The sequence below is a fragment of the Kitasatospora sp. HPM-01-4 genome, assembly GCF_051374625.1.
In the GTDB taxonomy this organism is placed as follows: Bacteria; Actinomycetota; Actinomycetes; order Streptomycetales; family Streptomycetaceae; genus Kitasatospora.
The window spans coordinates 6,575,164-6,597,633 of sequence record NZ_JBPQGP010000005.1 but is presented as its reverse complement, the minus strand read 5'-3'; the positions used below and the strand labels follow the sequence as shown (position 1 = coordinate 6,597,633).

Below are 22,470 nucleotides of genomic sequence, written 5' to 3'. Positions count from 1 at the left end.
CCCTGAGGTCCCTGCTGACGGGAGGTCCGTGCCGCACCCGGGCGCTGCAGCGGCCTGCCGACCGCAGGCTTCCCGCGCCACCGGGGCACCGCGCCACGGGAACACCGGACCGCCGGGACACCTCATCGAAAGCCAGCAAAACAGGACATAAGCCACGAAATCTTCTTAGGAACCGATAGACGCCCCCCGACTCAAGACTGAGGGGGATGAAGATGTGATGAAATTAAGTGTCCGATCCGACTGACGGACGGTGAGCTCCGGAATCCATGCACCAGGGGGATACGTTGGCTGGCTCGCAAATAAACGACGGCCCTGGCCGGCAGATGGCGATCCACGCCCAGAAACAGCCGGCCCCCGCGCCGACCGCCCCCAGCACGGTCGGTGTGCTCCAGTCGGAGCGCTCGAAGGTCGTCCGGGTGTACCGGCGGCTGCTCCCCGAGCGCAGCCGCGCGGCGATCGCCGGCATGGTCCCGTACGAGCTCCGCACCCAGGTGATCCACCGGCTCTCCCGCTCGCTCTCGGTCCAGCAGAAGGTCGCCTCGGTGCACGGCGGTCTGCTGGCCAAGCGCCACCCCGCGCTGTTCGAGTCGGGCCGGGTCACGCTGATCCAGGTCGGCCGGGCGCGGAAGATCGTCAGCCTCCGACCGGATGTCTCCCCGCTGCAGGCCCGCAACGACAACCTCACCCTGGTCCGTACCGCCCTGGCCGAGGCCGGGATCGACTGCTTCGCCGTCCGCGGCTTCCAGGAGACCTCCGCCACCATCGCCGTCTCCCGCGCCGACCGGCCGGCCGCGTACCGGGCGCTGGCGGCGCTCTGCGCGACCGTCCCCGGCTACGTCTCGGCCATGCCGACCGACCGGAGCACGGCGCCGACCCGGTCCGAGCCCGGCTTCGAGAAGCACGCCTGGACCACCGTCGCCCAGGCCGAGGTCATCCGGATGACCTGGTTCCACGCGGACCCCGGGACCACCTGTGTGATGGGCCACGAGTACGGCTGCGACATCGAGTTCTGGGCGCCCGAGGACGGGGAGCTGGTCGCCCCGCGCCGCAACCGGGTCACCGAGCGGGTACCGGCCTGGCACGAGCCGGTCCCCGGGCCCGTCGGCATGTTCACCCGGCTGGAGGCCTGGGACCGCCCCGACAACCCGGTCCCGACCCGGCCGGAGTTCGTCCGCGCGCTGCCGGAGGACATCCGCTTCCCGATCGACGTGGTCTACACCTGGGTGGACGGCAACGACCCGGCCTGGCAGCGCCGCCGGGCCGAGGCCGACGGCTCGGCCCAGGACCTCAACCCCGAGGCCGCCAACGACGCGCGCTACATGAGCCGGGACGAACTGCGGTACTCGCTGCGCTCGTTGCACCTCAACGCGCCCTGGGTACGCACCGTGTACCTGGTCACCGACGACCAGACGCCGCCCTGGCTGGACACCTCCAACCCCCGGATCAAGGTGCTCAGCCATCGGGAGGTCTTCCGTGACAAGGGCGTCCTGCCGACCTTCAACTCGCACGCCATCGAGAGCCAGCTGCACCACGTCGAGGGGCTGTCCGAGCAGTTCCTCTACTTCAACGACGACGTCTTCCTGGGCCGTCCGATCTCGCCGCAGCTGTTCTTCCACTCCAACGGGCTGAGCAAGTTCTTCCCGTCGGTGGCGGCCGTGCCGCTGGGCACCCCCTCGCTGCTGGACTCGCCGGTCTCCGCCGCGGCCAAGAACAACCGGCGGCTGATCGAGGAGGACTTCGGCAGCACCCTGGTGCAGAAGATGCAGCACGTGCCGCACGCGCTGCGCCGCGATGTGCTCGCCGAGATCGAGGAGCACTTCAAGGAGCTGCACCAGGCGACGTCCGAGGCCAAGTTCCGCAGCCCCTCGGACCTTTCGGTGGCCTCCTCGCTGCACCACTACTACGGCTACCACAGCGCCCGCGCGGTGCCGTCCGAACTCAAGTACGCCTATCTGGACCTGATGCACCAGAGCACCTCGCGCCGGCTCGCCCGCATCCTCGCGGCCCGGGACCTGGACGTCTTCTGCATCAACGACACGGTCTCGGACCGCAAGGACCTGGCGAACCAGCTGGAGCTGCTGCAGCCGTTCCTGGACGCGTACTTCCCGCAGCCCAGCCCCTTCGAGAAGCGCTGACGGCGGCCCTGGCGGCGTCCTCGGGGCGCCGCCAGGGGTTGTTCAGACGGTGGCCCAGGGCCCGAAGGGGCTGGTGCCGTCCGGGGTCGCCTGACGGGTGAGGTGGAGGCGGGCGTCGGTGCCGATCACCGCCGCCACCATGCGGCCCGTCGAGTCCTCCGCGAGGGCCGGGGCGTACACCAGCTGTCCGCCGCTCTGTGCCCAGGCGGTCCCCGCCGCGCCCGGCGCCGTGACCAGCAGGCTCAGCAGACCGGACCCGGCCCGGTCCGCGACCGCGGTACCGCCGCGCCCGCCCGAGCCGTGCCGGGCCACCGCGACCTCCCCGATGCCGTCGTGCCCGGAGAGGACGGCGGGCAGCGGCGGCCAGTGCGCGCCGTCGGACTCCTGCCGGTAGGCCACCACGTCGCCGCTGCCGGCCTCCCGGTAGTACAGGGTGAGCCGGCCCGGTGCGCACTCCACCGGGGTGACCGCGCCGGCGACCGGCACCGGGGTACCGATCCGCTCGGCCCGGAACGCTCCGCCCGGCCGCTCCTGACGCCACCGCAGTACGCCGTAGGTGTCGGTCGCGAAGACCTGGACCGCACCGTCGTGGCCGGTGAACGCCGTCACCGCGTCCTGCAGCCGCGCTCCCCCGAGCCGCTGCCACGGACTCCAGCCGCCCTGGGGCAGCTCCTGGCGGTGGCTCAGCCCGTGGGCGAAGTCGCGGACGAAGACATGGAGCCGCCCGTCCGCGTCGAGGGCGGCGGCCGGCCCGCCGATCTCGCGCCGCACCCGCTGGTCGGAGTTGCCGTAGTCCGGGCCCTCCAGCGACTCCCAGGAGCCGAAGTCGCCGCCGGGAGCGCTCTGTACCGCCCGCACCACCTCGACCCCGACCGCGTCCTTCTCCCCGGCCCAGCGCCGCAGCGCGACCAGGTGGATCCGGCCCGACCCGTCCGCGCGCACCTGGAGCCTGGGCATCAGCCAGTCGCCGGCCAGGAAGCGGACCGCACCCCAGCTCCCGCTCCCGGGTGCCTGCTCGGCCCAGTGCGCCACCCGGCCGCCGAGCACGGCGAAGGCGTTCAGCCGGCCGGTGCCGTCCTTGACCAGCCAGTCGGTGTCCGGGGTGTAGCGGTAGGCGGTGCTGATGATGTGCATGGAGTCGCCCGGGTCGGGGCGCACCTGGAAGTCGCCGCAGGCGTCCGCGGGGCACGGCGCGCCGTAACCGGCGTACGGCATCAGGTACTCGCGCTTCTCGGCCTTGGCCGCGTCGCTCAGGTTGGGCGGCCAGAACTTGCTGGTGTAGCCGCGGAAGTACTCGACCACCGGGCGCTCGCCGGTCTGCTCGGTGTACTGGCGCAGCGCGGCCAGGACGAACTGGGCGGTCGCGGTGTGGTCGATGTGGTCGGCGAGCGAGATGCCCGGCTCGTACGGGTCGTGCTCGGGGTCGGGGTCCAGGGTGCGCAGTACGGTGGGCCGGCGCTGCTTCAGCAGGTCGAGGAGGCAGGCGATCACCCTCTCGCGGCTGAAGTCCTGCGGCGCGGTGACCGGTGAGCCGGTGCCGGGCAGGGTGCTCTCCAGCGGGACGTCCGTGGACCAGAGGGTGCGCAGCCGTACGCCGGTGCCGTCCGGGGCCTTGGCCGAACCGTGCAGGTTCTGGGCGAGGTTGAAGAAGTACAGCTGGACCGCCGGGCGCTCGGCGAGGGTGCAGCGCTCCACCTGGGCGCCGTCGCCGAGGGCCACCACCTCGCGGCGCCAGGCGGCCCGCTGATTGCCGGTGGCCATCAGCGCGTAGGCCGAGCGCAGTCCGTTGTGCCGGGCCTCGGTGTAGCCGGGCTTGTCGGTCGGGGTCTTGTCGTGTTCCCTGTCGTCGTCGGTGGGGCTGTTCTTTCCGTCGGCCTCGCCGGCGGTCATCACCACGGTCGCGACCGTCGAGCCCTCGGCGATGGAGCGCTGGAGCAGCGGGTTCATGAAGTACAGGTCGTCGTCGGGGTGCGCGATGATCTGCAGGTGCGAGCCGTGCCAGCGTTCTCCGGTGGGCGCGCCGCCGGCCCTGGCCAGGTCCTTCACCGCGGCCTCGTCCTCACCCGGGCCGGCCCTGAACATACCGCCGAGGCCGGTCAGCGACAGGGCGGCGAGCCCTGCGCCGAGTACGGTCCGGCGGCCCCACTCGTGGGCGGTCCGCCGGGGTGGTACGGCTTCGGGCGCACTGTCCTGCGCCGCTGGAGTCGGGCTCACGGGTGGTCCCCCCTGGGCAGTGTCGGGGTCGGCCGCGCTCCGCTGAAGTGGGGGTCCCCGTGTCAAGATCTCTGTCGGGGAACAATACTAAAATTCGCCGTTCGAACCTTTCTGCTCCGGGAGCCTGTCACGGGTCTTTCGGGCGCGAATTCGGCCGCGTGGCCGGGCTGTGCCGGGCTGTGCCGGGCTGTGCCGGGCTGTGCCGGGTGGGGCCGCGCGGGACCGCAGGTGGGGGCGCGGCGGCCCTCGCGTGGGCGAAGAGGTCCGCCGGGCAGGCCCCGGCGGTGGCACGGCGCCATGGGCGCGGCACGGAGCGTATCGGGCCCCTGAGCAGCGATTGAGGGGCGGTCGCGTTGCGCTGATGATGGACTGATGGAGCAGGTGGCGCCGGAGATTCAGGGCGCTTACGCGGTCTCGGCGGAGTTCTACGACGTCCTGCACGGCGCTCAGTACCGGCGGCACGCGCTGGCGCTGAGCGGGCCGGCCGCGGCCGCCCGGGTCGGGATCGTGGAACTGGGCGCCGGCACCGGGCTGGTGACCGGTGTGCTGGTCGACGCCTCGTCCGTGCCCGTGCACGCGGTGGAACCGGCCGCCGCGATGCGGACGGTGCTGCTCTCCCGGCTGGCCGCCGCCGGCCCCGAGGCGCTCGGCCGGGTGACGGTCCACACCTGCCGGGCCCAGCAGCTCGACCTCCCTGCGCGGGCGGACCTGGCCGTCTGCTTCCGGGTGATCGCCGGTCTGCCGCCCGCGGAGCGCCGCGAGGTCTGGCGCGCGCTCGCCGACTGCCTGCTCCCCGGCGGCCTGCTGTTCGTGGACCGCCCGCCCGCCGCCCTCCCCGCCGGGCCGGGACGCCGCCGGGCAGGCCGGGCCCGGGTCGGGTCCGACGTCTATACCGCCTGGCTGACCGAGCGCACGGAGTCGGACCGCATCCGGCTCGACTACCTCTATCTGGTGCACCGGCGGGGACGGGAGATCCGCAGGGCCCGGGAGACCTTCCACCAGTGGCCGTTGACCGACGAGGAGCTGGCGCGGGAACTCGGCGAGGCCGGCTTCCGCCCGCAGGACGGCCGCTCCCCCGACGTGCTGCGGCTCAGACGGCTGGGCCGTCGCTGGTGATCCGCGGCCACCGCTGCTCAAGGAGCGCGAGCCGCTCAAGGAGTGCGGAGCGGCGCCGCACGTGAGGAGGTCGGCGCACCCGCCCGGCGTGGACGGCGGGCTTCATGATTCCACCGCACCGCCGCAGTCGGACGGAGCCGCGGCCTCGAAGGGCGGTCCGGCCCTCAGCCGGCCGGGCTGAACTGCTCGGTGCCGACCACGTCGAGGAGGGCCAGGCGGCCGGCCGTGTCGCTGCCGGGAGGCGGGGTGTAGAGGACCAGGCGCTGGTCGCCCTCGGGGGCGAGCAGCACCTGGCAGTCGAGTTCCACGGGGCCGATCACGGGGTGGAGCACGCGCATCCGGGTGTGGCGGCGCACGGCCACCTCGTGCAGATCCCACAGGGCGTCGAACTCGGCGCTGGCGGTGCGCAGTCGCTCCACCAGGCGGGCGGCCGCCGGGTCACCCGCGCGCCGGCCGGTGGCGGCGCGCAGGTCGGCCACGTGGAGCCGGCTGTAGTGGTCGTGCTCCTCGGCGGGGTAGGCGGCGCGGACGGCGGGATCGGTGAACCAGCGCCAGGCCACGTTGCGGCCGTGTTCGGACACCGTGCACACCCCGCCGAGCAGCGCGCGGGCGACGGCGTTCTGGGCGAGGACGTCGCCGAGGTCGCTGAGCACCTGGGCCGGGGTGGTGGGGAGTTGGTCGAGCAGGTGCAGCAGGCCGGGGCTGACGTGGTCGCCGGCGGCGCGGCCGGCGGGCGGCCGGTGGCCGGCGAGCAGGTAGAGGTGGTCGCGTCCGTCCGCGGTCAGGCGCAGCGCGCGGGCGAGCGCGGAGAGCATCTGCGGGGACGGCTGCGGGCCGCGGGCCTGCTCCAGCCGGATGTAGTAGTCGGCCGACATCCCCGCCAGCTGGGCGACCTCCTCGCGGCGCAGACCCGGGGTCCGGCGCCTGGGTCCGGCGGGCAGGCCCACGTCCTGCGGGCGGACCCGGTCCCGGGAGCAGCGCAGGTAGTCGGCGAGCTCGGCACGGTTGATCGTCATGCGCGCCATCCTGCACGACGGGGCCGGGCCCAACCAGGGATCGCCGGTCCCAGGGTCGGCGGGGCTCTCCCGGCCCCGACCGGGCGGCGGCAGTGTTGGCGTTGCCGGAGCGAGCGCCCGGCCCCGGCACCGCCGGGCAGAACCCCAGCCCCGTCTGGGAGAGGAGTCCCACCATGGCAACCGTCTCCGTCGCCGACGCCCTGGTCCACTACGACCGCACCGGCGACGGTCCGGCTCTCGTCCTGGTCCACGGCACCGGATCGGGTGGTGCCGCGATCAACTGGGGCCAGATCGCCCCGGTCTTCGCCGGGAACCACACCGTCATCACCCCCGACCTGTCCGGTGCCGACCGCACCACCGACGACGGCGCGCCGCTGACCGTCGAGGGCCTGGCGGCCCAGGTGATCGCCGTCATCGAGGACTCGGGCACCGGCCCGGTCGACCTGCTGGGCTTCTCGATGGGTGCCACGGTCGCCGCGACGGCCGCCGCGCTCCGCCCCGACCTGGTGCGGCGCCTGATCCTGGTGGCCGGGTGGGCCCACACCGAGAGCGACGAGTACCTGCGCAACCTCTTCACCCTGTGGCAGCGGCTCGGCCGGACCGACTCCGAGGCGTTCGGACGGCTCGTCACCATGACCGGCTTCAGCCGCGGCTTCCTCAACGCCATCGGCCGTGAGCAGGTGGAGCAGCTGATCCCCAACATGCCGGCCTCCCCGGGCACCCTGCGCCATGTCGACTACGACCTCCAGCTCGACATCCGCGCGCTGCTGCCGCGCATCCAGGCGGAGACCCTGGTCATCGGCTGCGTCCAGGACGCCACCGTGCCCGTCGAGAACAGCCGGGCGCTGCACGCGGCGATCGCGGACAGCTCCTACGCCGAGATCGACGCCGGGCATGTGGCGCTCTTCGAGAAGCCGGAGGAATTCGCCAAGCTGGTGGACGAGTTCACCCGGTGACCCGGCGGTTCCCCCGTCCTGGTCCGCTACTGGCGTCCCGCGGCCGCCTCCACCGGGCGGCTGCGCAGCAGCGCCCGGGTCGGCAGGGCCGTCGCGACGAGGCTGAGCAGGACCGCGCCGCCGGCCAGCGGAAGGGCGGTGGAGAGCGGGACATGGGGTGCGGAGCCGGTGAGGCCCCGGGTGATCGGCGACAGGGTGATCCAGGCGATGACCCCGCCGACCAGCAGTCCGGTGGCGGCCACCAGCAGCGCCTCCCAGCGCATCATGCCGCGCACCTGGCGGCGCGTGGTGCCGGCGAGCCGCAGCAGTCCGACCTCGCGGCGGCGGTCGAGGACCGTCATCACCAGGGTGTTGGCGGCGGCGACGGCCGCGAATCCGCCCAGGACGGCGGCCATCACGGTGTTCGCCCAGGAGCCGATCTCCTGGTTCCGGTCGGTCTGCGCGGCGTACCCGGCGGCGTCCGTGACGGTCAGGCCGGGAACGCCGAGCTCCGCCAGATTCCGTGCCACCGAGGCCCGTTCGGCACCCGGGGCGTCGCTCACCAGTACCTGGCTGTCGTACCCGGCGCCGACGTGCGCGGCCACCGCGGCCCGGGGCAGCAGCACCTGGCCGAACCCGAGGCCGCGTTCGTACGTCGCGACGAGCTTCGGCCGGACCTCGGTGCCGTCACCGAGCCGGAGCGGAACCCGGTCGCCGACCTTGGCGTCGAGATCCTCGGCGAGCATGGCCGAGAGCGCGACGGTGTCCGGAGAATCGGCGAGCGCGCTCAGCGAGCCGCTGCGCACACCGAGGTCGAGCACCTTGGACAGCTGCGCCGGATTCCCCGAAATGCCCAGTGCGGTATCCGAGTTGAGGGAGTCGAGGGACCAGTGGAACACTCCGGTCCGCAGCACTCCGACCGCCGCGGCCACCCCGGGCACCCGGGCGACGCGCTCGGCGGTGTCGGCCGGCAGTCCGGGCCCGGCCGAGCCGAGGACCTGGTCGGCGACGACCCCCTTGCGCACCTGCTCGCCGGAGACGTGCCGGATGGTGCTCTGCAGGAACAGCAGGGTTCCGCAGAAGGCCGTGACCATCACGATCGGGGTGATCGCGGAGGCCAGCCGCCGGGCGTTGGCCCGGGTGTTGTCGGCCGCCAGCGACCCGGCGGCACCCGCGCCGCCGGTCCGCAGCGGCAGGCCCAGCACGGTGGTGGCGGCCCGGGCGAGCAGCGGGCCGAGCAGGGCGACCGCCAGCAGGAAGCACATGACCACGCCGAGCGCGGTGTTGGCGGCGGTGGCACCGTTCAGGTTGGCGGCGACGACGGCCAGCACCACGCCGCCCGCCACCGCGACCAGGCCGATGACGGTGCGCACCGTCCCTGGCCGGCCGCGTTCCACGGCGGCCTCGCCCAGCGCCTGGGCGGGCCGGAGCCCGGCCGGCCGCCGCGCGGCCAGACGGCCTGCGGTCAGCGCGGCCAGCAGGCTCAGCACCACCGCGACCAGGATCGGGATCGGGCCCACGTCCAGTACGACGCCCTCGGGCACCGCGCCGCGCGCCACCAGCTGGTCGAACCACCAGCGGGCCAGCGCGTACCCCGGTACGGTGCCCAGGGCCGCGGCGAGCGGGGCGATCAGCACCGCCTCGGTGGCGATGGTGCGGCGGATCTGGCGCGGGGTCGCGCCGATCGCGCGCAGCAGGGCGAACTCGCGGGCCCGCTGCCCGGTGGCCAGGGCGATCGTGCCCATCACCACGAAGACGGCCGTCATGGCGGCGATTCCGCCGAAGGAACCGCCGAGGCCCATCAGGACCTCCCCCGCCTGCAGCAGGGCGGGCCGTTCGACCATCGCGCGGTCGTCACCGGTGAACACCTTGGCCGCACCGCCGACCGCCTCCCTTACCTGCCGGGCGAGTTCACGCGGCGACACCCCCTCGCGCGGGGTGACGGCGATCGCGTCCACCCGGCCGGGGTGCCCGGAGAGCCGGTCCGCCACCGCGTCGCCGAACCACGCGCCGCCGGAGCCTAGTTGCGCGGAGGCCAGACCGGAGATCCGGTAACTCCCGCCGCCGGCAGGCGCGGTGAACGAGACCCTGTCACCGGTGCGCAGCTTCGCGGCCCGCGCGGTGGCCTCGTCCAGCACCACCTCTCCCGCGCCGGGGGCGTGCCCCTCGGCCAGCGGAGCGGTGCCCGGGGCGGTGATGCCGATCGAGGAGTAGCCCCGGCCGGTCACTGTCGGCAGAGCGTCGGACAGCACCGGGAAGGCCAGGTCCGGCAGGGCTGCGGCGACCCCGGGGCGGGCCGCGATCCGCGACGCCAACTCCGCGTCCACCCTGACCCGTTCGGACAGTGCGGTCGCCTTCTCGTCGGTGTTCTTGCCGTGCTTGACGCTGATCCTGGCGTACGGGTCACCGGCGACCACCACCGGCGACTGCGCGTAGCGCACGGGTGCGAGGTGCGCGGTGATACCGCTCTGCAGCAGGATGCCGCAGGCGGTGATGATCGCCGCGCCGAACAGCAGCGCGATGAAGCTGCCCGCGAAGGACGCGGGCCTGAAGCGCACCGAGGCGCGTGCCAGACCGTTGCTCACGCCGCCGCTCCCGCGTAGCGACCCGGCGCCGCGGTGAGCGCGAGCATCCGGCCCGCCACCGCCTCCGGCTGCGGAGACCACAGCTCGTCGACGATCGCACCGTCCGCCAGGAAGAGCGCCCGATCCGCGAACGAGGCGGCCACCGGGTCATGGGTGACCATCACCACCGTCGCGCCCATCGAGTCCACCGCCTGCCGCAGCAGTCCGAGCACCTCCTGCGCCGTACGGGTGTCCAGCGCACCGGTCGGCTCGTCCGCGAACACCACCTCGGGCTCGGTGATCAGCGCCCGGGCGATCGCCACCCGCTGCTGCTGCCCGCCGGACAGCTGCCCGGGACGGCGTCCGCCGTGCTCCCCCAGGCCGACCCGGGCCAGCAGTTCATCGGCCCGCCGCCGGTCCTGCGACACACCGGCGAGCCGCTGCGGCAGCAGCACGTTCTGCCGCACCGTCAGCGACGGCAGCAGATTGAACGACTGGAAGACGAACCCGATCCGGCTGCGCCGCAGCTCGGTCAGGCGGTTCTCGTCCAGCCCGGTGATCTCCACCCCGCCGAGCAGCACCTCCCCCGAACTCGGCCGGTCCAGCCCGGCCGCACACTGCAGGAACGTGCTCTTGCCGGACCCGGACGGCCCCATCACGGCGGTGAAACTCCCGCGCGGCAGCGCCAGATCGACGCCGCGCAGCGCGTGCACGGCCGCCTCGCCCCGACCGTAGCTGCGCCGTACGGAGCGCAGTTCGATCGCCGGGTACACGGGCTGTGGTCGCTCGGTCCGTGTGCGGCCTGGGCGCAGTGCCATGGTGTGCCTTTCCTAGCTGGTCGACTACGTGGTCCACGCTAGGAATCCGGACGACGGCGAACCATGGTGGCCACCGGCCTCCCCATGGTGGGGTTATCCCCCGCCCGCACCCCGGGGCCACCGGTACCGGGACTCGCCGGGGTGTGCGCAGAGCCTTCCAGGGTGCCCCCACTCTGCTCCGTTTCCACCCGCCGGCTCGCCGCTCCCGCAGGTCGGAGCGTGAGGTCATGGCGACCGCGTGTGACCCCGGAGGGGCCGAACCAGGTGCGCCGTCCATCGGCCACAGTAATTTGAACACGTTCAGTCTTAGGTTACGGTGTGCCGAGGACGCTGCGGCGGCGCACCGCTTCGACTTCGCGCCCGCCCGCCCCGGGAATCGGCCTGCCCGCTTCCCGCCGCCCCGTCGAGGACCGGTCGCGGCCGGTCCGCGCCTGCGGGCGTCCTCCAATCAACCGACGACACGCAGGGGGAAGACATGGGCACGACCGGGTTCGCCGACTGGGTCGCGAAGTTCGAAGCCGAGAAGGAGCGCCGGTCCGGAGCGGGGGATCCCGACTGGTCGCAAGGGGCGGCCCTGCCGGCCGCGGTCTGGCGCAGCCTGCAGCGCTTCCAGGTCGGCGAGGACGGCGACGGCCGGCACCTGATCGCCAAGGCGGACCGGGCCGGGGACGCCACCTACTCCGCGGCGGTCCGTCTGTTCATCGCCGAGGAGCAGAACCACGCACGCCTGCTGGCCCGCCTGCTGGCAGCCGGAGGCGTCACCACCCTCGAAAGCCACTGGAGCGACCGGATCTTCGTCCAGTTCCGGCGACTGCTCGGGCTTCGGCTGGAGCTGATGGTGCTGATGATCGCGGAGCTGGTCGCCGTCGAGTACTACCGCAGCGTCCGCGACGGGGTCGCGGACCCGCTGGCCCGCGAGGTGGCGTCCAGGATCCTGGCCGACGAACAGCGCCACATCCCCTTCCACTGCAGGAGGCTTCGCCACTCGATCGACGAACTTCCCGTAGCCGCACGGTCCGTCGCGGTGCTCGGCTGGCGCATCCTGCTCCTGGCCGCCGCCCTCTTCGTCGCCCTGGACCACGGCCCGGCACTGCGCGCACTCAAGGTGCGGCGGACCCGCTTCCTCCGCGCTTCCATGGGTGCCTCAGCCGCAGTTGCGGCGACCCTGCTCGGCAAGCGGGGAGCCCGCACGACGGGCACCGCCTCGCACCGTCCCGCCTCGGCCTGACCGCACGCGGGCTCCGCCGCCGAGCCCCACCCGAGCACTCCTACGGCGCACTCCTGCCGTCACAGTCGGCCCGCCCACGCCATCGCGGACGCCGCCCCCCACGGGCCGACCCCGCTTAGTGGAGTTGCCAACTCCAGATAGTGTTACTGTGAACTCATGGACGGAACGGATTCATCCGCACCCCGTGGCGCACGGCGCCTGAGACGCGATGCCGAGGCAAACCGGCAGCGCACGCTCCAAGCCGCTCGGGAGGTGTTCGCCGAACGAGGGCTGGGAGTGAACCTTGACGACATCGCTCGCCACGCCGGTGTCGGAGTGGCGACTTCCTACCGGCTCTTCGGCAACAAGCAAGCACTGATCAACGAGCTGTTCGAAGAGCGTGTCGACGCCCTGGTGGTGACCGCCGAACAGGCTCTGGCGAACGACGACCCGTGGGAGGGGGTCGTCGGCCTGCTGACCTGGGTGTTGGAGCAGATGGCAGCCGATCGCGGACTGCGGGAGGTGGTGTTCTCCGAGGTCGGAGGCCGTCCCCTGGTGGCACAGGCTCGCCGCAGGTTCATGCCCGCGGCCGAGGCGGTCATGCGTCGCGCCCAGGACGCCGGTCTGCTGCGTCCGGACTTGGCACTGACCGACCTGCAGCTCATCTTCTACATGGTGAACTGCGCGATCCAGCACACCCAGCCGGTCTCGAGCGAGGTGTGGCGGCGCTACCTGACGATCGTCCTGGACGGCCTGCGCGTCCACCCCGGGCTGGCGGACATGCCCGTGGCCGCCCTCACGACCGCCGAGGAAGAGCGTGTCGCCGGCTTCAACCCCTCCGATTCCTGAGCGTCTTCACAGACCCCGAGGTACTCCTCGCCGGGCCCGACGTCCCACTCCTCGCCGGGCCCGGAATCTGCGCATGGCCCTGACCGCAGTGGCGTGTGCCACCGCGAGCGGTCAACGGCCCATGTCCGCATGCCATTTCACATGGGACCTGGCACGCCGAGCCTGACGGCCGGACATCGCGCGAGCGAAAGATCCTCACGCGCCGTGGCTCTGCCGCACTGCGCCACCGGTAACCGCGGCCACGCCGAGTACGTCCGGCTCCCAACCCTCGGAAAGCAACCACGGAAGGACGAAATCCCTTGAAAACGACAGCTCTTGAGGTCGACTACCTGATCGTCGGAGCCGGGGCCATGGGCATGGCCTTCGCCGACACCCTCGTCGCCGAGACCGACGCGACGGTGGCCATCGTCGACCGCTACGACCAGCCCGGCGGTCACTGGACGGTCGCCTACCCCTTCGTGCGCCTGCACCAGCCGTCGGCCTTCTACGGCGTCAACTCCCGCGAGCTGGGCAGCGGCACGGTGGACCAGGACGGCTGGAACGCCGGACTGAACGAACTGGCCTCGGCCGGCGAGATCCTGGCCTACTTCGACCAGGTGATGCGCAGGACGCTCCTGCCGACCGGCCGGGTCTCCTACTTCCCCAAGTCGTCCTACGACGGCCCGGATCCCGAGCGGCCCGACGTCCACCGCTTCCACTCCATCGTCAGCGGGACCGGCTTCGAGGTGACCGTCAAGCGGCGGACCGTGGACGCCACCTACATGAACGTCACGGTGCCGGCCATGGTGCCACCGAAGTACGAGGTCGCCCCCGGCGTCCGCCTGATCACCCCCAACCAGCTGCCCGCACTGCAGGGCCAGCCGTCCCACTACACCGTCGTCGGGGCGGGAAAGACGGGTATGGACGCCTGCCTGTGGCTGCTCAGCCGCGGCACCGATCCGTCCGACATCACCTGGATCATGCCCCGCGACTCCTGGATGATCGACCGAGCCCACACCCAGCCCGGAGGCTCCTACCTCGAAACGGAGGCGGCCCGTCGCGAGGCCGTGGCCGGTGCCGACACGGTCCGGGAGCTGTTCGCACGGCTGGAGGAGAGCGGCCTGCTGCTGCGGCTCTCCCCCGACGTCGAGCCGACCGCCTACCGCTGCGCGACCGTCGCCCGCGCCGAACTCGAACAGCTGCGCCGCATCGGCGACGTCGTCCGCCACGGCAGGGTCAAGCGCATCGGCGAGAACGCGATCGAGCTCGACCAGGCCACCATTCCCGCGCAGGCCGGCACCCTCTACATCGACTGCACCGCCGACGGCCTGGAGCGACGGCCGACGGTGCCGGTGTTCGACCAGGCGCGCATCACCTTGCAGGCGGTGATCCCCTGCCAGCAGGTGTTCAGTGCCGCACTCATCGCCCACATCGAGGCGGGTTACGCCGACGACGACACCAGGAACGGGCTGTGCGCGCCCTCGCAGCACCCCGACTCCGCCCTGGACTGGATACAGTTCTTCGGCGACATCCAGGAGCGGGTCGTGCGATGGACCGCCGACCCCGCACTCCTCGAATGGCTCGGCACCTGCAGGCTCCTGGGCCGGCGGCTCCCCGAGCTCTCGCCGGAGCAGCGGGCCGCACTCCTGCCCATGTTCGAAGCCCTGAGGCTGAAGCTGGAGCAGCTTCTGCAGCAGGCGGACGCAGTCGCGGTGGTGAACTGACCGGGCGGACAAGCGATCTCGCGTAACGGTGCCGCCACGGCTTGAGCGCGTCCTCGGCCGGCCGGCACCGCACGCTGGAGGGCGGCACGAACATGACTCCTCCCCCGGCTTCAGCCGGGGGAGGAGTCACCCGGTACGTCACCCGAGTGCGCAGCTGCTCGCCCTGGGCGAGCCGGTGGGTGGTGCGCAGGAGCAGTCCGTCGATCCGGGCCTCGTCCACGGACGGTTCACCGGTGATGGCCTCGGCGATGAACAGGTGCTAGTGGCGGCTGAGATAGGTGAGGACTGCGAGGACGCGGCGGTGGCCGCTGTCGGCTGGCGAGAGGCCGAGCTTGGCGAAGATGTTGCCGATGTGCTTGTGGACGGCGTTCTCGGTGATGACGAGCCGGGCCGCGATCGTGGTGTTGTCCTTTCCTTCGGCCATCAGGGCGAGGACTTCGCGTTCGCGTGGCGTGAGGGCGGCGATCGGGTCCTGGGCGTGACGGGTGAGGAGCTGCCCGATCACCTCGGGGTCCATGACGGTACCGCCGGCGGCAACCCGCCGCAGCGCGTCGATGAACTCGCTCACCCGGCTCACCCGGTCCTTGAGAAGGTAGCCGACGCCGCCGCGTCCATCGGAGATCAGCTCGCCGGCGTACTGCTGCTCGACGTACTGGGAGAGGACGAGCACGGGCAGGCCGGGGTGCCGGCGGCGGGCGTGGATGGCGGCGTGGATGCCCTCGTCGCGGAAGGTTGGCGGTAGCCGTACGTCGACGATGGTGACGTCCGGTCGGTGCTCGGTGACGGCGGCGACGAAGCCCGGGGCGTCCTGGGTGATCGCGGCGACGTGAAAGCCCTTGACGGTCAACAGGAGTTCCAGCCCGTTGGACAGCAGGACGTTGTCCTCGGCGATCACGACCCGCACGCCAACCTCACAGTGATCGTGGTCGGGCCGCCGCCGGGGCTGTGGATGTGGACGGTGCCGTCGAGCGCCAGGACACGGTGGCGGATTCCGGCGATGCCGGTACCCAGCGTCCCGTCGGCGCCGCCGACTCCGTCGTCGGTGACCTCGATCGACAGCCGATCACCCTCGCGTGCGACGCGGACGGTGGTCCGGGTGGCCTGGCTGTGCTTGGCAACGTTGGTGAGCGCCTCGGCGATCGTGAAGTACGCCACGGCCTCGACCGCGGCGGGGATCGTGCCGAGGCCACCGATATCGAGGGTGGTGTCGATCGCCGATCGGCTCACCAGTGCGGCCAGCGCCCCGGCGAGGCCGCGATCGGCGAGGATCGGCGGGTAGATCGTCCGGATCACCGCACGAAGCTCCGCCATGGCCTCCTCGGTACTCTCATGCGCTTCCTCCAAGAGTCCGGCCACCATCAGGGGGTCCTCGCTCAGCAACTCACGGGCCACGCCCAGCCGCATCGCGATGGCCACCAGCCGGGCCTGGGTACCGTCGTGCAGGTCACGTTCTATCCGGCGAAGTTCCGCGCCGTGTGCCTTCATGGCGTCGGCCCGCGTCTCGGTCAGCGTCTCCACACGCCGCGCCAACCTCTCGGCGGCCGAGGGGGACAGCAACGCGACACAGATCCGGGCGTGTAGGCGCGCCAGCGGTGGAACCAGCCAGTAGGTCAGAGCCGCGAAGGTGACGGTTTGTGCGGTCCCCAGGGTCAACGCCGTGCCCCACCCGGACAGTGGGACACCGGCGGCGAAGCCTCCCGCGCCGGTGCCGGCGGGCAACGCCCACCACAAGGGCACCGTGATGGCCGTGGCCACCGCGTTACCCGCGCACAACACCACGACGAGTCCGAACGCCAGACTGCTCACGATGCATGCGCACAGCCATCCGAGAACACGCCACGTACCGACACGGACGGGACCGGAACACGGAGAGAGCAGCAGCCGGTCGGCACGGCGCCGATGCCAGGACGCCCAGGCGCGCGCCGTCATCGGGACGAGGAGTACGGGCAGCGCGAACAGCGCGACCACGGCGGTGAACAGGCTTCCCAGTAGATAACCCAGACTCCGCCACATCGCCGAAAGCCGGGTGGCCCCGTGGTGGTTCATTCGCACAAGTCTGGGCCATGGCGACCGAGCCTGGCACTACAGCCAGCCACCCCTTTTTCTCACCAGTGAGCGGTACCGTCTGCTCACCTCAGCCAGGCCTAGTGTCAACGCCCATGACGAGTTCACCGATTCTTCCGCCACGGCGGCACGGCCGATCCATCCGACGGAACCTGGCGCTGGCCGCCATCGTGGCCGGAACCGTTTCCACCGGTGTGTCCGGCGCGATGGCCGCCCGGCAGCACGACGACCGGATCCAGCTCCGGCACGATGCCGATGCGATCACCGCACTCGGCGTGGCGGGAGTGCAGGCCCGCCTGGTCACCTCTGCCGGCCGGGACCTGACCGCCACCAGCGGCGTCGCCGACCTGACGGCCCGGCGGCCGGTCCCTCGGGACGGCACCTTCCGGATAGCCAGCGTCACCAAGACGTTCGTGGCCACCGTGATCCTTCAACTCGCGGGTGACCGCAGGCTCTCCCTGGACGACTCGGTCGAGCGGTGGCTGCCCGGCGTGGTGTCCGGAAACGGCAATGACGGTCGCATGATCACCATCCGCCAACTGCTCCAGCACACCAGCGGCATCCACGACGACTACCCGGACTACACCTCAGCGGAGGACTTCTACCAGCACCGGTACGACACCCACACACCCGAGCAGACCGTCGCCCGGGCAATGCGCCACCACCCGGACTTCCAGCCCGGCACGGACTGGAGCTACTCCAACACCGGTTACGTTCTGCTCGGCATGATCATCGAACGGGTCACCGGGCACCCATGGCACGAGGAGGTGAGGGATCGGATCGTCCGGCCACTCGGCCTCGATCACACCTTCTGGCCGGGTACTTCACCCACACTGGCCCAGCCACATGCCGAGACCTATCAGAGGTTCAAGGCCGGCGAGCCGCTCGTGGACGTCACCGAGCAGGTCGGCTCGGGCACGAACGGAGAGGCCGGGCTCGTCTCCACCACCGCCGATCTCAACCGATTCTTCCGCGCCCTGCTCGGCGGCCGGCTCCTGCCCCCGGCGCAGCTGGCGCAGATGAAGCAGACCATCCCGGTCAGCAAGGAGTTCGAGCAGCTCTTGCCGGGCGCCCGTGACGGGCTGGGACTCTTCTCACGCCCACTGTCCTGCGGCGGGGTGTACTGGGGCCACGAGGGCGGCGATTCCGGCTGGATCACGGCCACCGGCGTCACCGCCGACGGCCGGCGCAGCGTCACGGTCTCGCTGTCGGGCGTCCTCGCCGATTCCGCGGACGACGTCCTGCACGTGGAACAGGCCGAGACCAAGCTGGTCGACGACGCCCTGTGCGCAACTCCGAACGGCGACCGTCAGCAGCGTTGAGGTCCTCCGCGTGGAGCGGGTACAGGATCCCGGTCAGTCGCCGATCGGCCGGCCGTCGACGTGGTACACGGGCGCGAACGGGTCGGTGAGCCGCAGCAGCGCGGACCAGATACGGCGAGTCTGGTCGTCCGTACATCGGTCGGGGATGTAGTCCGGCTCGACCCAGGCGATCTCGCTGATCTCGGCGAGCGCCCTGGCCGGAATGGTGGCCATGGCGGCGGCCTGGGCCGACACCTGCGCCGCGAAGACGTGGTCCACTCCTTGCGGCGAGTCCTCCCGGGGGACGACGTCCACCATGAGCGCATCACCGAACCGCAGATCGAGACCGGTCTCCTCACGCACCCCACGGGCGGCGGCGAGATGCGGCAGCTCATCGTCGCGGGCGATGCCGCCGGGCAGGGTCCATCCCTCCCTGCGATCCGGGTTGACCAGCAGCACGAAGCCCCGGGGATTGGTGATCAGTGCCTGACACCCCAGCTGGATCCGGGAGTAACGCTGGTCGGGGGTGAGATCGGAGCACATCGGCTTTCCTTCTGCTTGTTGCGGTTGTTCTTGTCATTCCGGTGAGTTGATCGCGGGCCCGGGTGGGCCGCATGCCTTCGGCGTGGCGCACGCGGCCCACCCGGGTTCGCCCACCGGGGCGGGGAGTCCGGCCCCGGCGGGAGTTCGATGCGGTACTTCTCCGCGAGGACTGCGGCACAGCCGCTGAACGCGAGGGCGACCAGCAGGCCTGCGCCGATAACGAGGCTGACTGTCACGGCAGTTGAAGGGCGCGGCGTTGGCACCAGGCGACCCAAGCGCCGTACAGCAGGACGGCCGAGAGGATCACGGTCGCGGCGGCAAAGAGCCGGACCAGGGCGCGAGTCACCTTGTCTCCACCGGTCGCTTCGCGGCGGCACGGCAGACGAATGCCACAACGTCGACATGTCGCCTGATCATGGAGCCGTCGGCGAGGTTGACCGATCCACCTCCGAGGCACACTGGCCCGCGCCGCCAGTGGACGGCCATAGCAGCTCCGCTCCGCATCGTCCGCATATCGGCCAACGCCTCCGGGGTGGCCTCCTGGGCGCACCGCGCCGTACCGAATGCCACCGGGTCGATCTCGACCTCGAACCAGACCCGCTTCGGGCCCATGCCCGCGCCGCCGCCTTCGTCCCTCTCCCACCCGAAGTCGGAAGCCAGGGAGGACACCAGGGCAAGACCGCGCCCATCGATATCCTCCCCGCTCGCCTGCCGCTCCGCCGGGATTCCGGCTCCTGGATCAGGTACGACAACGCGCAGCAGCCCTGCCCTGGGATTCGCCGTCGCCGTCACACGAAGACGGCCGCAGGGATCCGCCACCTCTCCGCCGTATCCGTGTTCCAGGGCATTGGTGAGCACCTCGGACAGCAGGAGCCTCACCGTGTAAGCGATTTCGTCGTCGAGGTCGAGGCCTGCCCTCCGCAGGTCGTTCACGACAGCATCTCGCATCTCGCCAACTGCGCTGTATCTGACTTCAGTTGAGAGATTCACCGTGATCATGACATATCTCCGGCCCGCCTTGCGGGTGGTCATCTGGCATTCCAGGAGCGACCGCTGTGGTCGCGGTGACCCTCAGGGCCGATTGGTCGACTCGCACCAGAACCTGCGCGCCGACCAACCAGCTCGGCGGTCGATCAGGATGGCTTGCAATACGGAGGCATGCGGCCAGGCCGGGAGACCAAGTAGAGCGGAACCGAGCCAAACCTCTCCGAGGTCACTTGAACGCTTGCCGCAGGCCTCATGTCGAGGCATACACTCCGCTACCGAGCGGCAGCGGACCGTGCTCAATGCAGTGTGGCGCGCCCTGACTGCAAGATGCAAGTCAAAGTGAACGGCAAGTTGAAAAAACCTCGGCGGATCACACTTGAGAGCGACCCCTGGCACAGGTGACACTTACGGTCAATCAAGTCACCACGAGGAGACGCCACATGGCGATCAAGGACCCACTGCCGCCGCACAAGGCACAGCAGATCGGGGCTGAACTGCGCGCCATCCGCGAGGAGTCGGGCAAGTCCCTGGAAGAGGTCGCCAGGTCGGTAGGGAAGACCGGTCCATGGCTGAGCAAGGTCGAACGGGCGCGTATCACCGTCAGCCAAGAGGATGTCCTCGCGATGTTCGACCACCTCGGGGTGAAGGGCCGCACCCGCGACAGCTTGGAGTCCCTGACCACCGGGGAGCCCATCAAACAGTGGTGGCGAGCCTACGACGATGTCCTGGTCCCAGGTTTCGCCCGCTATCTTCCCTTGGAAGCTGCAGCTTCGGGCGTCCGCGAAGCTTCCTCACTCGTCTTCTCCGGTCTCACCCAAACCGAGCGCAGCGCCAGCGCGGTGATCGAAAACATCTGGCAGAAGCCCGGTGCTGATCATGTCGAAGCTCTGGTAGAGATCCGGATGCGGCGCCAACGACGCTTGGTAGAGGACCCGAAGCTCAACTTGCACACGGTCTTCGGCGAGGCCGCCCTCCACATCGACATCGGCGGACCTCAGGCGATGCGGGAACAGATCGAATACTTGCTCCAGCTCGGCGAGTTGGACAACATCACCATCCAGGTCGTCCCCTTCACTGCAGGACGACGCGGCATCCTGCAGTCACCTCTGTTCCTGCTGGACTTTCCCGATGCCACTGATCACCAACTCGCGTTCGCTGAAGACATGTCCGGCATCACGCAGTGCGAGTCGGCCCATGAGGTGCGCCGAGCCGTGCGCGCCTTCGACCACACCCAGCAGGCCGCACTGTCTCACGACGAGACCGTACGGTTCCTCCACAAGTTCATGAAAGAGCAACTATGAGCGACCAGATCAGCAAGGAAGACCTCTACGCCGTCGACCTCACCGGTGTGGAGGGGGCAACCTCAGAACTGTCAGGCAACGGCGCCGCCTGCGTGAGGATCACCCCGATCACGCTCAACGGCATCCAGGTCGGCGTCGCGGTCCGCGACTCCAAGCTGCCTGCCGACGACCCCCGGGAGCTCCGCTTCAACATGCAGGAATGGAACGCCTTCGGCGGCGGCATGGTCGCCGGGCAGGCCAACCTCTACCCGCCCACCGCCTGAGCGGTCCTGCGGGCTGCTGAACCCACACGAAGCAGGACGGTCCGACGCACCCATAGAGCGCCGGACCGTCCTGCTTTCTACCCACTTCGCGAAGTGCCAGACGCGGGTCGCCCAGGCGAGCTGGCGTCACGGCCGCCGCCCTCGGCGAATTCAGCCAGCGAGCGAGGCGTCCAGGTACGCCTGTACCGGCTCGTAGAGCCCGTAGGGCACGTACTGCGGGATCTCGGCGAGGGCCACCCACGCCAGCGCATCCAACTCCTCGGCGTCCACCACCTCGGCGGAACCGCTCACGGCCTCGCAAGCCGTGTACGACGTCAGCCGACCGGTCTTCGGGTGAACACGCTCGCCCAGGAGCTTGACGGCGGCCACACAGAGTCCGGTCTCCTCCTTGGTTTCGCGGACAGCCGCTTCCTCGGGCGACTCGCCCGGCTCGATCTCACCGGCCGGGAACTGCCAGGAGAGCCGGCCTTCACTGACCCGCCGCCGCACCATCAGGACACGGTCCTCGTGCACCACGATCGCGGCGGCAATTCCTGGGCGTTCCTCGGCAGTCTGCTGCGTCACGTCTGCTCCTCCAGGGCGACTGGCATAGACCGAAGGAGCGTATCGACATCGATGCAGCAACTAACCGAAATCGCAAGCGTGCGCGTCGGCAATGTTCCGAATGCGGTTGGGCGATGGGCAGGTCAGTCGATGGCAGGCAGGGGCGCGGGGGTCCTCAGCATCCACTGGCCGACCGTCCGCCGTGGGTGCCGCACGATGACGCGGCCGAAGCTCTTGGTGCCGACCAGCTCCACTCGCAGTGTGATCGGCGCGTCAGGGGCCGGGACCTCACGGATCTTGACCTTGCTGAACTCCAGCCTCAGGGCATCGGCATCGACCACGATGCCCGGCCTGGTGATCAGCGTCAGGTTCTTGCCGCGCATGTCCATCTCGATCCGCAAGGTGTCCTGCGTGATCACGGCGTCCGTGAAGTCGAGCGTCACGTCGCACCACTCCACCGCGAGCTCCAGGCGTCGTGGCACCACCCAGTGCCCAACCCGCTTGACCGCACTGAACTTCTGGTCGATCCGGAGTACGTCCTTGGCCTCCGCCACAACCGCGCCGGCGAAGGCCGACATGGGTGGCAGGTCGGCGGTGAGCACGGTCAGCTCGCTGACCGTCCGTGCCGACAGGGCGGCCTCCACGCGCTCGTCCAGCTCGGCCGCGGTCAACCGGCCGTCGCCCGCCGCGACACGCAGCACGTCCACCACCCGATCCCGGTCCGCATGAGAGGCCCGCAGCTCGGGCGGTGAGTCGTTGCCAGGGCGCTTCCCCGTGGGCGAGATCTCTCCCGACATGCTTCCCATCCTGATCCTGTCGAACGTCTTCGCGTGGTGTGGCCGGCGGCACGGCTGGCAACTTACGATATATCGCGAGTTGGATGCCCGCCAGGCCCGGTCACAAAGCGTCTC

Annotated in this window: 19 protein-coding genes; 9 read left to right on the top strand and 10 right to left on the bottom strand. The window is 70.9% G+C overall.

All coding sequences use genetic code 11. From position 1 onward, the window contains the following. The first annotated feature begins 323 nt into the window (after positions 1 to 323). Positions 324 to 2,135 carry a stealth family protein gene (locus ACSMTC_RS28835; RefSeq protein ID WP_436562634.1) on the top strand — a complete coding sequence of 604 codons (1,812 nt, stop codon included), beginning with the start codon at positions 324 to 326 and terminating at the stop codon, positions 2,133 to 2,135. Between the two features lie 42 nt (positions 2,136 to 2,177). Here the strand turns inward: ACSMTC_RS28835 and ACSMTC_RS28830 are convergent, their stop codons facing one another. Beyond that, positions 2,178 to 4,349: a PIG-L family deacetylase gene (locus tag ACSMTC_RS28830; protein ID WP_436562633.1), complete on the bottom strand. Its 2,172-nt coding sequence runs from the start codon at positions 4,347 to 4,349 to the stop codon at positions 2,178 to 2,180. A gap of 372 nt (positions 4,350 to 4,721) precedes the next feature. On the opposite strand from ACSMTC_RS28830, the gene ACSMTC_RS28825 reads away from it, so the two are divergent. Then, entirely contained in the window at positions 4,722 to 5,465 is a 744-nt protein-coding gene (locus tag ACSMTC_RS28825) for a class I SAM-dependent methyltransferase (protein WP_436562632.1), read from the top strand. A 164-nt stretch (positions 5,466 to 5,629) separates the two neighbouring features. Here the strand turns inward: ACSMTC_RS28825 and ACSMTC_RS28820 are convergent, their stop codons facing one another. After that, a complete protein-coding gene (locus ACSMTC_RS28820) occupies positions 5,630 to 6,490 on the bottom strand; it encodes a helix-turn-helix transcriptional regulator (protein ID WP_436562631.1) in 861 nt (286 codons plus the stop codon). Between the two features lie 164 nt (positions 6,491 to 6,654). Between ACSMTC_RS28820 and ACSMTC_RS28815 the strand changes: the two genes are divergently transcribed. Next, positions 6,655 to 7,437 carry an alpha/beta fold hydrolase gene (locus ACSMTC_RS28815; RefSeq protein ID WP_436562630.1) on the top strand — a complete coding sequence of 261 codons (783 nt, stop codon included), beginning with the start codon at positions 6,655 to 6,657 and terminating at the stop codon, positions 7,435 to 7,437. Between the two features lie 26 nt (positions 7,438 to 7,463). Here ACSMTC_RS28815 and ACSMTC_RS28810 read toward each other — a convergent pair whose 3' ends face one another. Further along, entirely contained in the window at positions 7,464 to 10,001 is a 2,538-nt protein-coding gene (locus tag ACSMTC_RS28810; RefSeq protein ID WP_436562629.1) for an FtsX-like permease family protein, read from the bottom strand. Continuing rightward, complete coding sequence (locus ACSMTC_RS28805; protein ID WP_436562628.1) at positions 9,998 to 10,798, bottom strand: ABC transporter ATP-binding protein; 801 nt, start codon at positions 10,796 to 10,798, stop codon at positions 9,998 to 10,000. Before ACSMTC_RS28805 ends, ACSMTC_RS28810 begins: the two co-directional genes overlap by 4 nt. Positions 10,799 to 11,273: 475 nt before the next feature. Here ACSMTC_RS28805 and ACSMTC_RS28800 point away from each other — a divergent pair, with 475 nt between their 5' ends. The 3 genes from ACSMTC_RS28800 (at position 11,274) to ACSMTC_RS28790 (ending at position 14,557) form a co-directional block, all read left to right on the top strand. Beyond that, on the top strand, positions 11,274 to 12,026 hold the full coding sequence (locus tag ACSMTC_RS28800) for a ferritin-like domain-containing protein (protein ID WP_436562627.1): 753 nt from the start codon (positions 11,274 to 11,276) through the stop codon (positions 12,024 to 12,026). A gap of 156 nt (positions 12,027 to 12,182) precedes the next feature. Continuing rightward, positions 12,183 to 12,854 carry a TetR/AcrR family transcriptional regulator gene (locus ACSMTC_RS28795; protein WP_436562626.1) on the top strand — a complete coding sequence of 224 codons (672 nt, stop codon included), beginning with the start codon at positions 12,183 to 12,185 and terminating at the stop codon, positions 12,852 to 12,854. Between the two features lie 299 nt (positions 12,855 to 13,153). Next, positions 13,154 to 14,557: an NAD(P)-binding protein gene (locus ACSMTC_RS28790; protein WP_436562625.1), complete on the top strand. Its 1,404-nt coding sequence runs from the start codon at positions 13,154 to 13,156 to the stop codon at positions 14,555 to 14,557. Between the two features lie 259 nt (positions 14,558 to 14,816). On the opposite strand, the gene ACSMTC_RS28785 is transcribed toward ACSMTC_RS28790, so the two are convergent. Next, on the bottom strand, positions 14,817 to 15,461 hold the full coding sequence (locus tag ACSMTC_RS28785; protein ID WP_436562624.1) for a LuxR C-terminal-related transcriptional regulator: 645 nt from the start codon (positions 15,459 to 15,461) through the stop codon (positions 14,817 to 14,819). Continuing rightward, positions 15,449 to 16,603 (bottom strand): sensor histidine kinase, encoded by a 1,155-nt coding sequence (locus ACSMTC_RS28780; RefSeq protein WP_436562623.1) that lies wholly within the window; start codon positions 16,601 to 16,603, stop codon positions 15,449 to 15,451. Before ACSMTC_RS28780 ends, ACSMTC_RS28785 begins: the two co-directional genes overlap by 13 nt. A gap of 113 nt (positions 16,604 to 16,716) precedes the next feature. Here ACSMTC_RS28780 and ACSMTC_RS28775 point away from each other — a divergent pair, with 113 nt between their 5' ends. Beyond that, entirely contained in the window at positions 16,717 to 17,943 is a 1,227-nt protein-coding gene (locus ACSMTC_RS28775; protein WP_436562622.1) for a serine hydrolase domain-containing protein, read from the top strand. A gap of 33 nt (positions 17,944 to 17,976) precedes the next feature. On the opposite strand, the gene ACSMTC_RS28770 is transcribed toward ACSMTC_RS28775, so the two are convergent. Both ACSMTC_RS28770 and ACSMTC_RS28765 read right to left on the bottom strand, forming a co-directional pair. After that, a complete protein-coding gene (locus ACSMTC_RS28770) occupies positions 17,977 to 18,465 on the bottom strand; it encodes an NUDIX domain-containing protein (RefSeq protein WP_436562621.1) in 489 nt (162 codons plus the stop codon). 342 nt (positions 18,466 to 18,807) lie between these two features. Then, entirely contained in the window at positions 18,808 to 19,497 is a 690-nt protein-coding gene (locus tag ACSMTC_RS28765; RefSeq protein WP_436562620.1) for an ATP-binding protein, read from the bottom strand. 395 nt (positions 19,498 to 19,892) lie between these two features. Between ACSMTC_RS28765 and ACSMTC_RS28760 the strand changes: the two genes are divergently transcribed. Both ACSMTC_RS28760 and ACSMTC_RS28755 read left to right on the top strand, forming a co-directional pair. Continuing rightward, positions 19,893 to 20,753, top strand: a complete 861-nt coding sequence (locus ACSMTC_RS28760; RefSeq protein ID WP_436562619.1) for a helix-turn-helix domain-containing protein — start codon at positions 19,893 to 19,895, stop codon at positions 20,751 to 20,753. Beyond that, positions 20,750 to 21,016, top strand: a complete 267-nt coding sequence (locus tag ACSMTC_RS28755; protein WP_436562618.1) for a DUF397 domain-containing protein — start codon at positions 20,750 to 20,752, stop codon at positions 21,014 to 21,016. The genes ACSMTC_RS28760 and ACSMTC_RS28755 overlap by 4 nt, the downstream gene beginning before the upstream one ends. A 150-nt stretch (positions 21,017 to 21,166) precedes the next feature. Here ACSMTC_RS28755 and ACSMTC_RS28750 read toward each other — a convergent pair whose 3' ends face one another. Continuing rightward, positions 21,167 to 21,580: an NUDIX hydrolase gene (locus ACSMTC_RS28750; RefSeq protein ID WP_436562617.1), complete on the bottom strand. Its 414-nt coding sequence runs from the start codon at positions 21,578 to 21,580 to the stop codon at positions 21,167 to 21,169. 122 nt (positions 21,581 to 21,702) lie between these two features. Next, a complete protein-coding gene (locus ACSMTC_RS28745; RefSeq protein WP_436562616.1) occupies positions 21,703 to 22,356 on the bottom strand; it encodes a DUF1707 SHOCT-like domain-containing protein in 654 nt (217 codons plus the stop codon). Positions 22,357 to 22,470 lie beyond the last annotated feature (114 nt).

What these genes read in the sequence shown, in the direction of transcription:
- ACSMTC_RS28835 (WP_436562634.1), top strand. Translation starts at nt 324, where the DNA reads ATGGCGATCCACGCCCAGAAACAGCCGGCCCCCGCGCCGACCGCCCCC.
- ACSMTC_RS28825 (WP_436562632.1), top strand. Translation starts at nt 4,722, where the DNA reads ATGGAGCAGGTGGCGCCGGAGATTCAGGGCGCTTACGCGGTCTCGGCG.
- ACSMTC_RS28820 (WP_436562631.1), bottom strand. Translation starts at nt 6,490, where the DNA reads ATGGCGCGCATGACGATCAACCGTGCCGAGCTCGCCGACTACCTGCGC.
- ACSMTC_RS28815 (WP_436562630.1), top strand. Translation starts at nt 6,655, where the DNA reads ATGGCAACCGTCTCCGTCGCCGACGCCCTGGTCCACTACGACCGCACC.
- ACSMTC_RS28805 (WP_436562628.1), bottom strand. Translation starts at nt 10,798, where the DNA reads ATGGCACTGCGCCCAGGCCGCACACGGACCGAGCGACCACAGCCCGTG.
- ACSMTC_RS28800 (WP_436562627.1), top strand. Translation starts at nt 11,274, where the DNA reads ATGGGCACGACCGGGTTCGCCGACTGGGTCGCGAAGTTCGAAGCCGAG.
- ACSMTC_RS28795 (WP_436562626.1), top strand. Translation starts at nt 12,183, where the DNA reads ATGGACGGAACGGATTCATCCGCACCCCGTGGCGCACGGCGCCTGAGA.
- ACSMTC_RS28780 (WP_436562623.1), bottom strand. Translation starts at nt 16,603, where the DNA reads ATGAACCACCACGGGGCCACCCGGCTTTCGGCGATGTGGCGGAGTCTG.
- ACSMTC_RS28775 (WP_436562622.1), top strand. Translation starts at nt 16,717, where the DNA reads ATGACGAGTTCACCGATTCTTCCGCCACGGCGGCACGGCCGATCCATC.
- ACSMTC_RS28770 (WP_436562621.1), bottom strand. Translation starts at nt 18,465, where the DNA reads ATGTGCTCCGATCTCACCCCCGACCAGCGTTACTCCCGGATCCAGCTG.
- ACSMTC_RS28765 (WP_436562620.1), bottom strand. Translation starts at nt 19,497, where the DNA reads ATGACCACCCGCAAGGCGGGCCGGAGATATGTCATGATCACGGTGAAT.
- ACSMTC_RS28760 (WP_436562619.1), top strand. Translation starts at nt 19,893, where the DNA reads ATGGCGATCAAGGACCCACTGCCGCCGCACAAGGCACAGCAGATCGGG.
- ACSMTC_RS28755 (WP_436562618.1), top strand. Translation starts at nt 20,750, where the DNA reads ATGAGCGACCAGATCAGCAAGGAAGACCTCTACGCCGTCGACCTCACC.
- ACSMTC_RS28745 (WP_436562616.1), bottom strand. Translation starts at nt 22,356, where the DNA reads ATGTCGGGAGAGATCTCGCCCACGGGGAAGCGCCCTGGCAACGACTCA.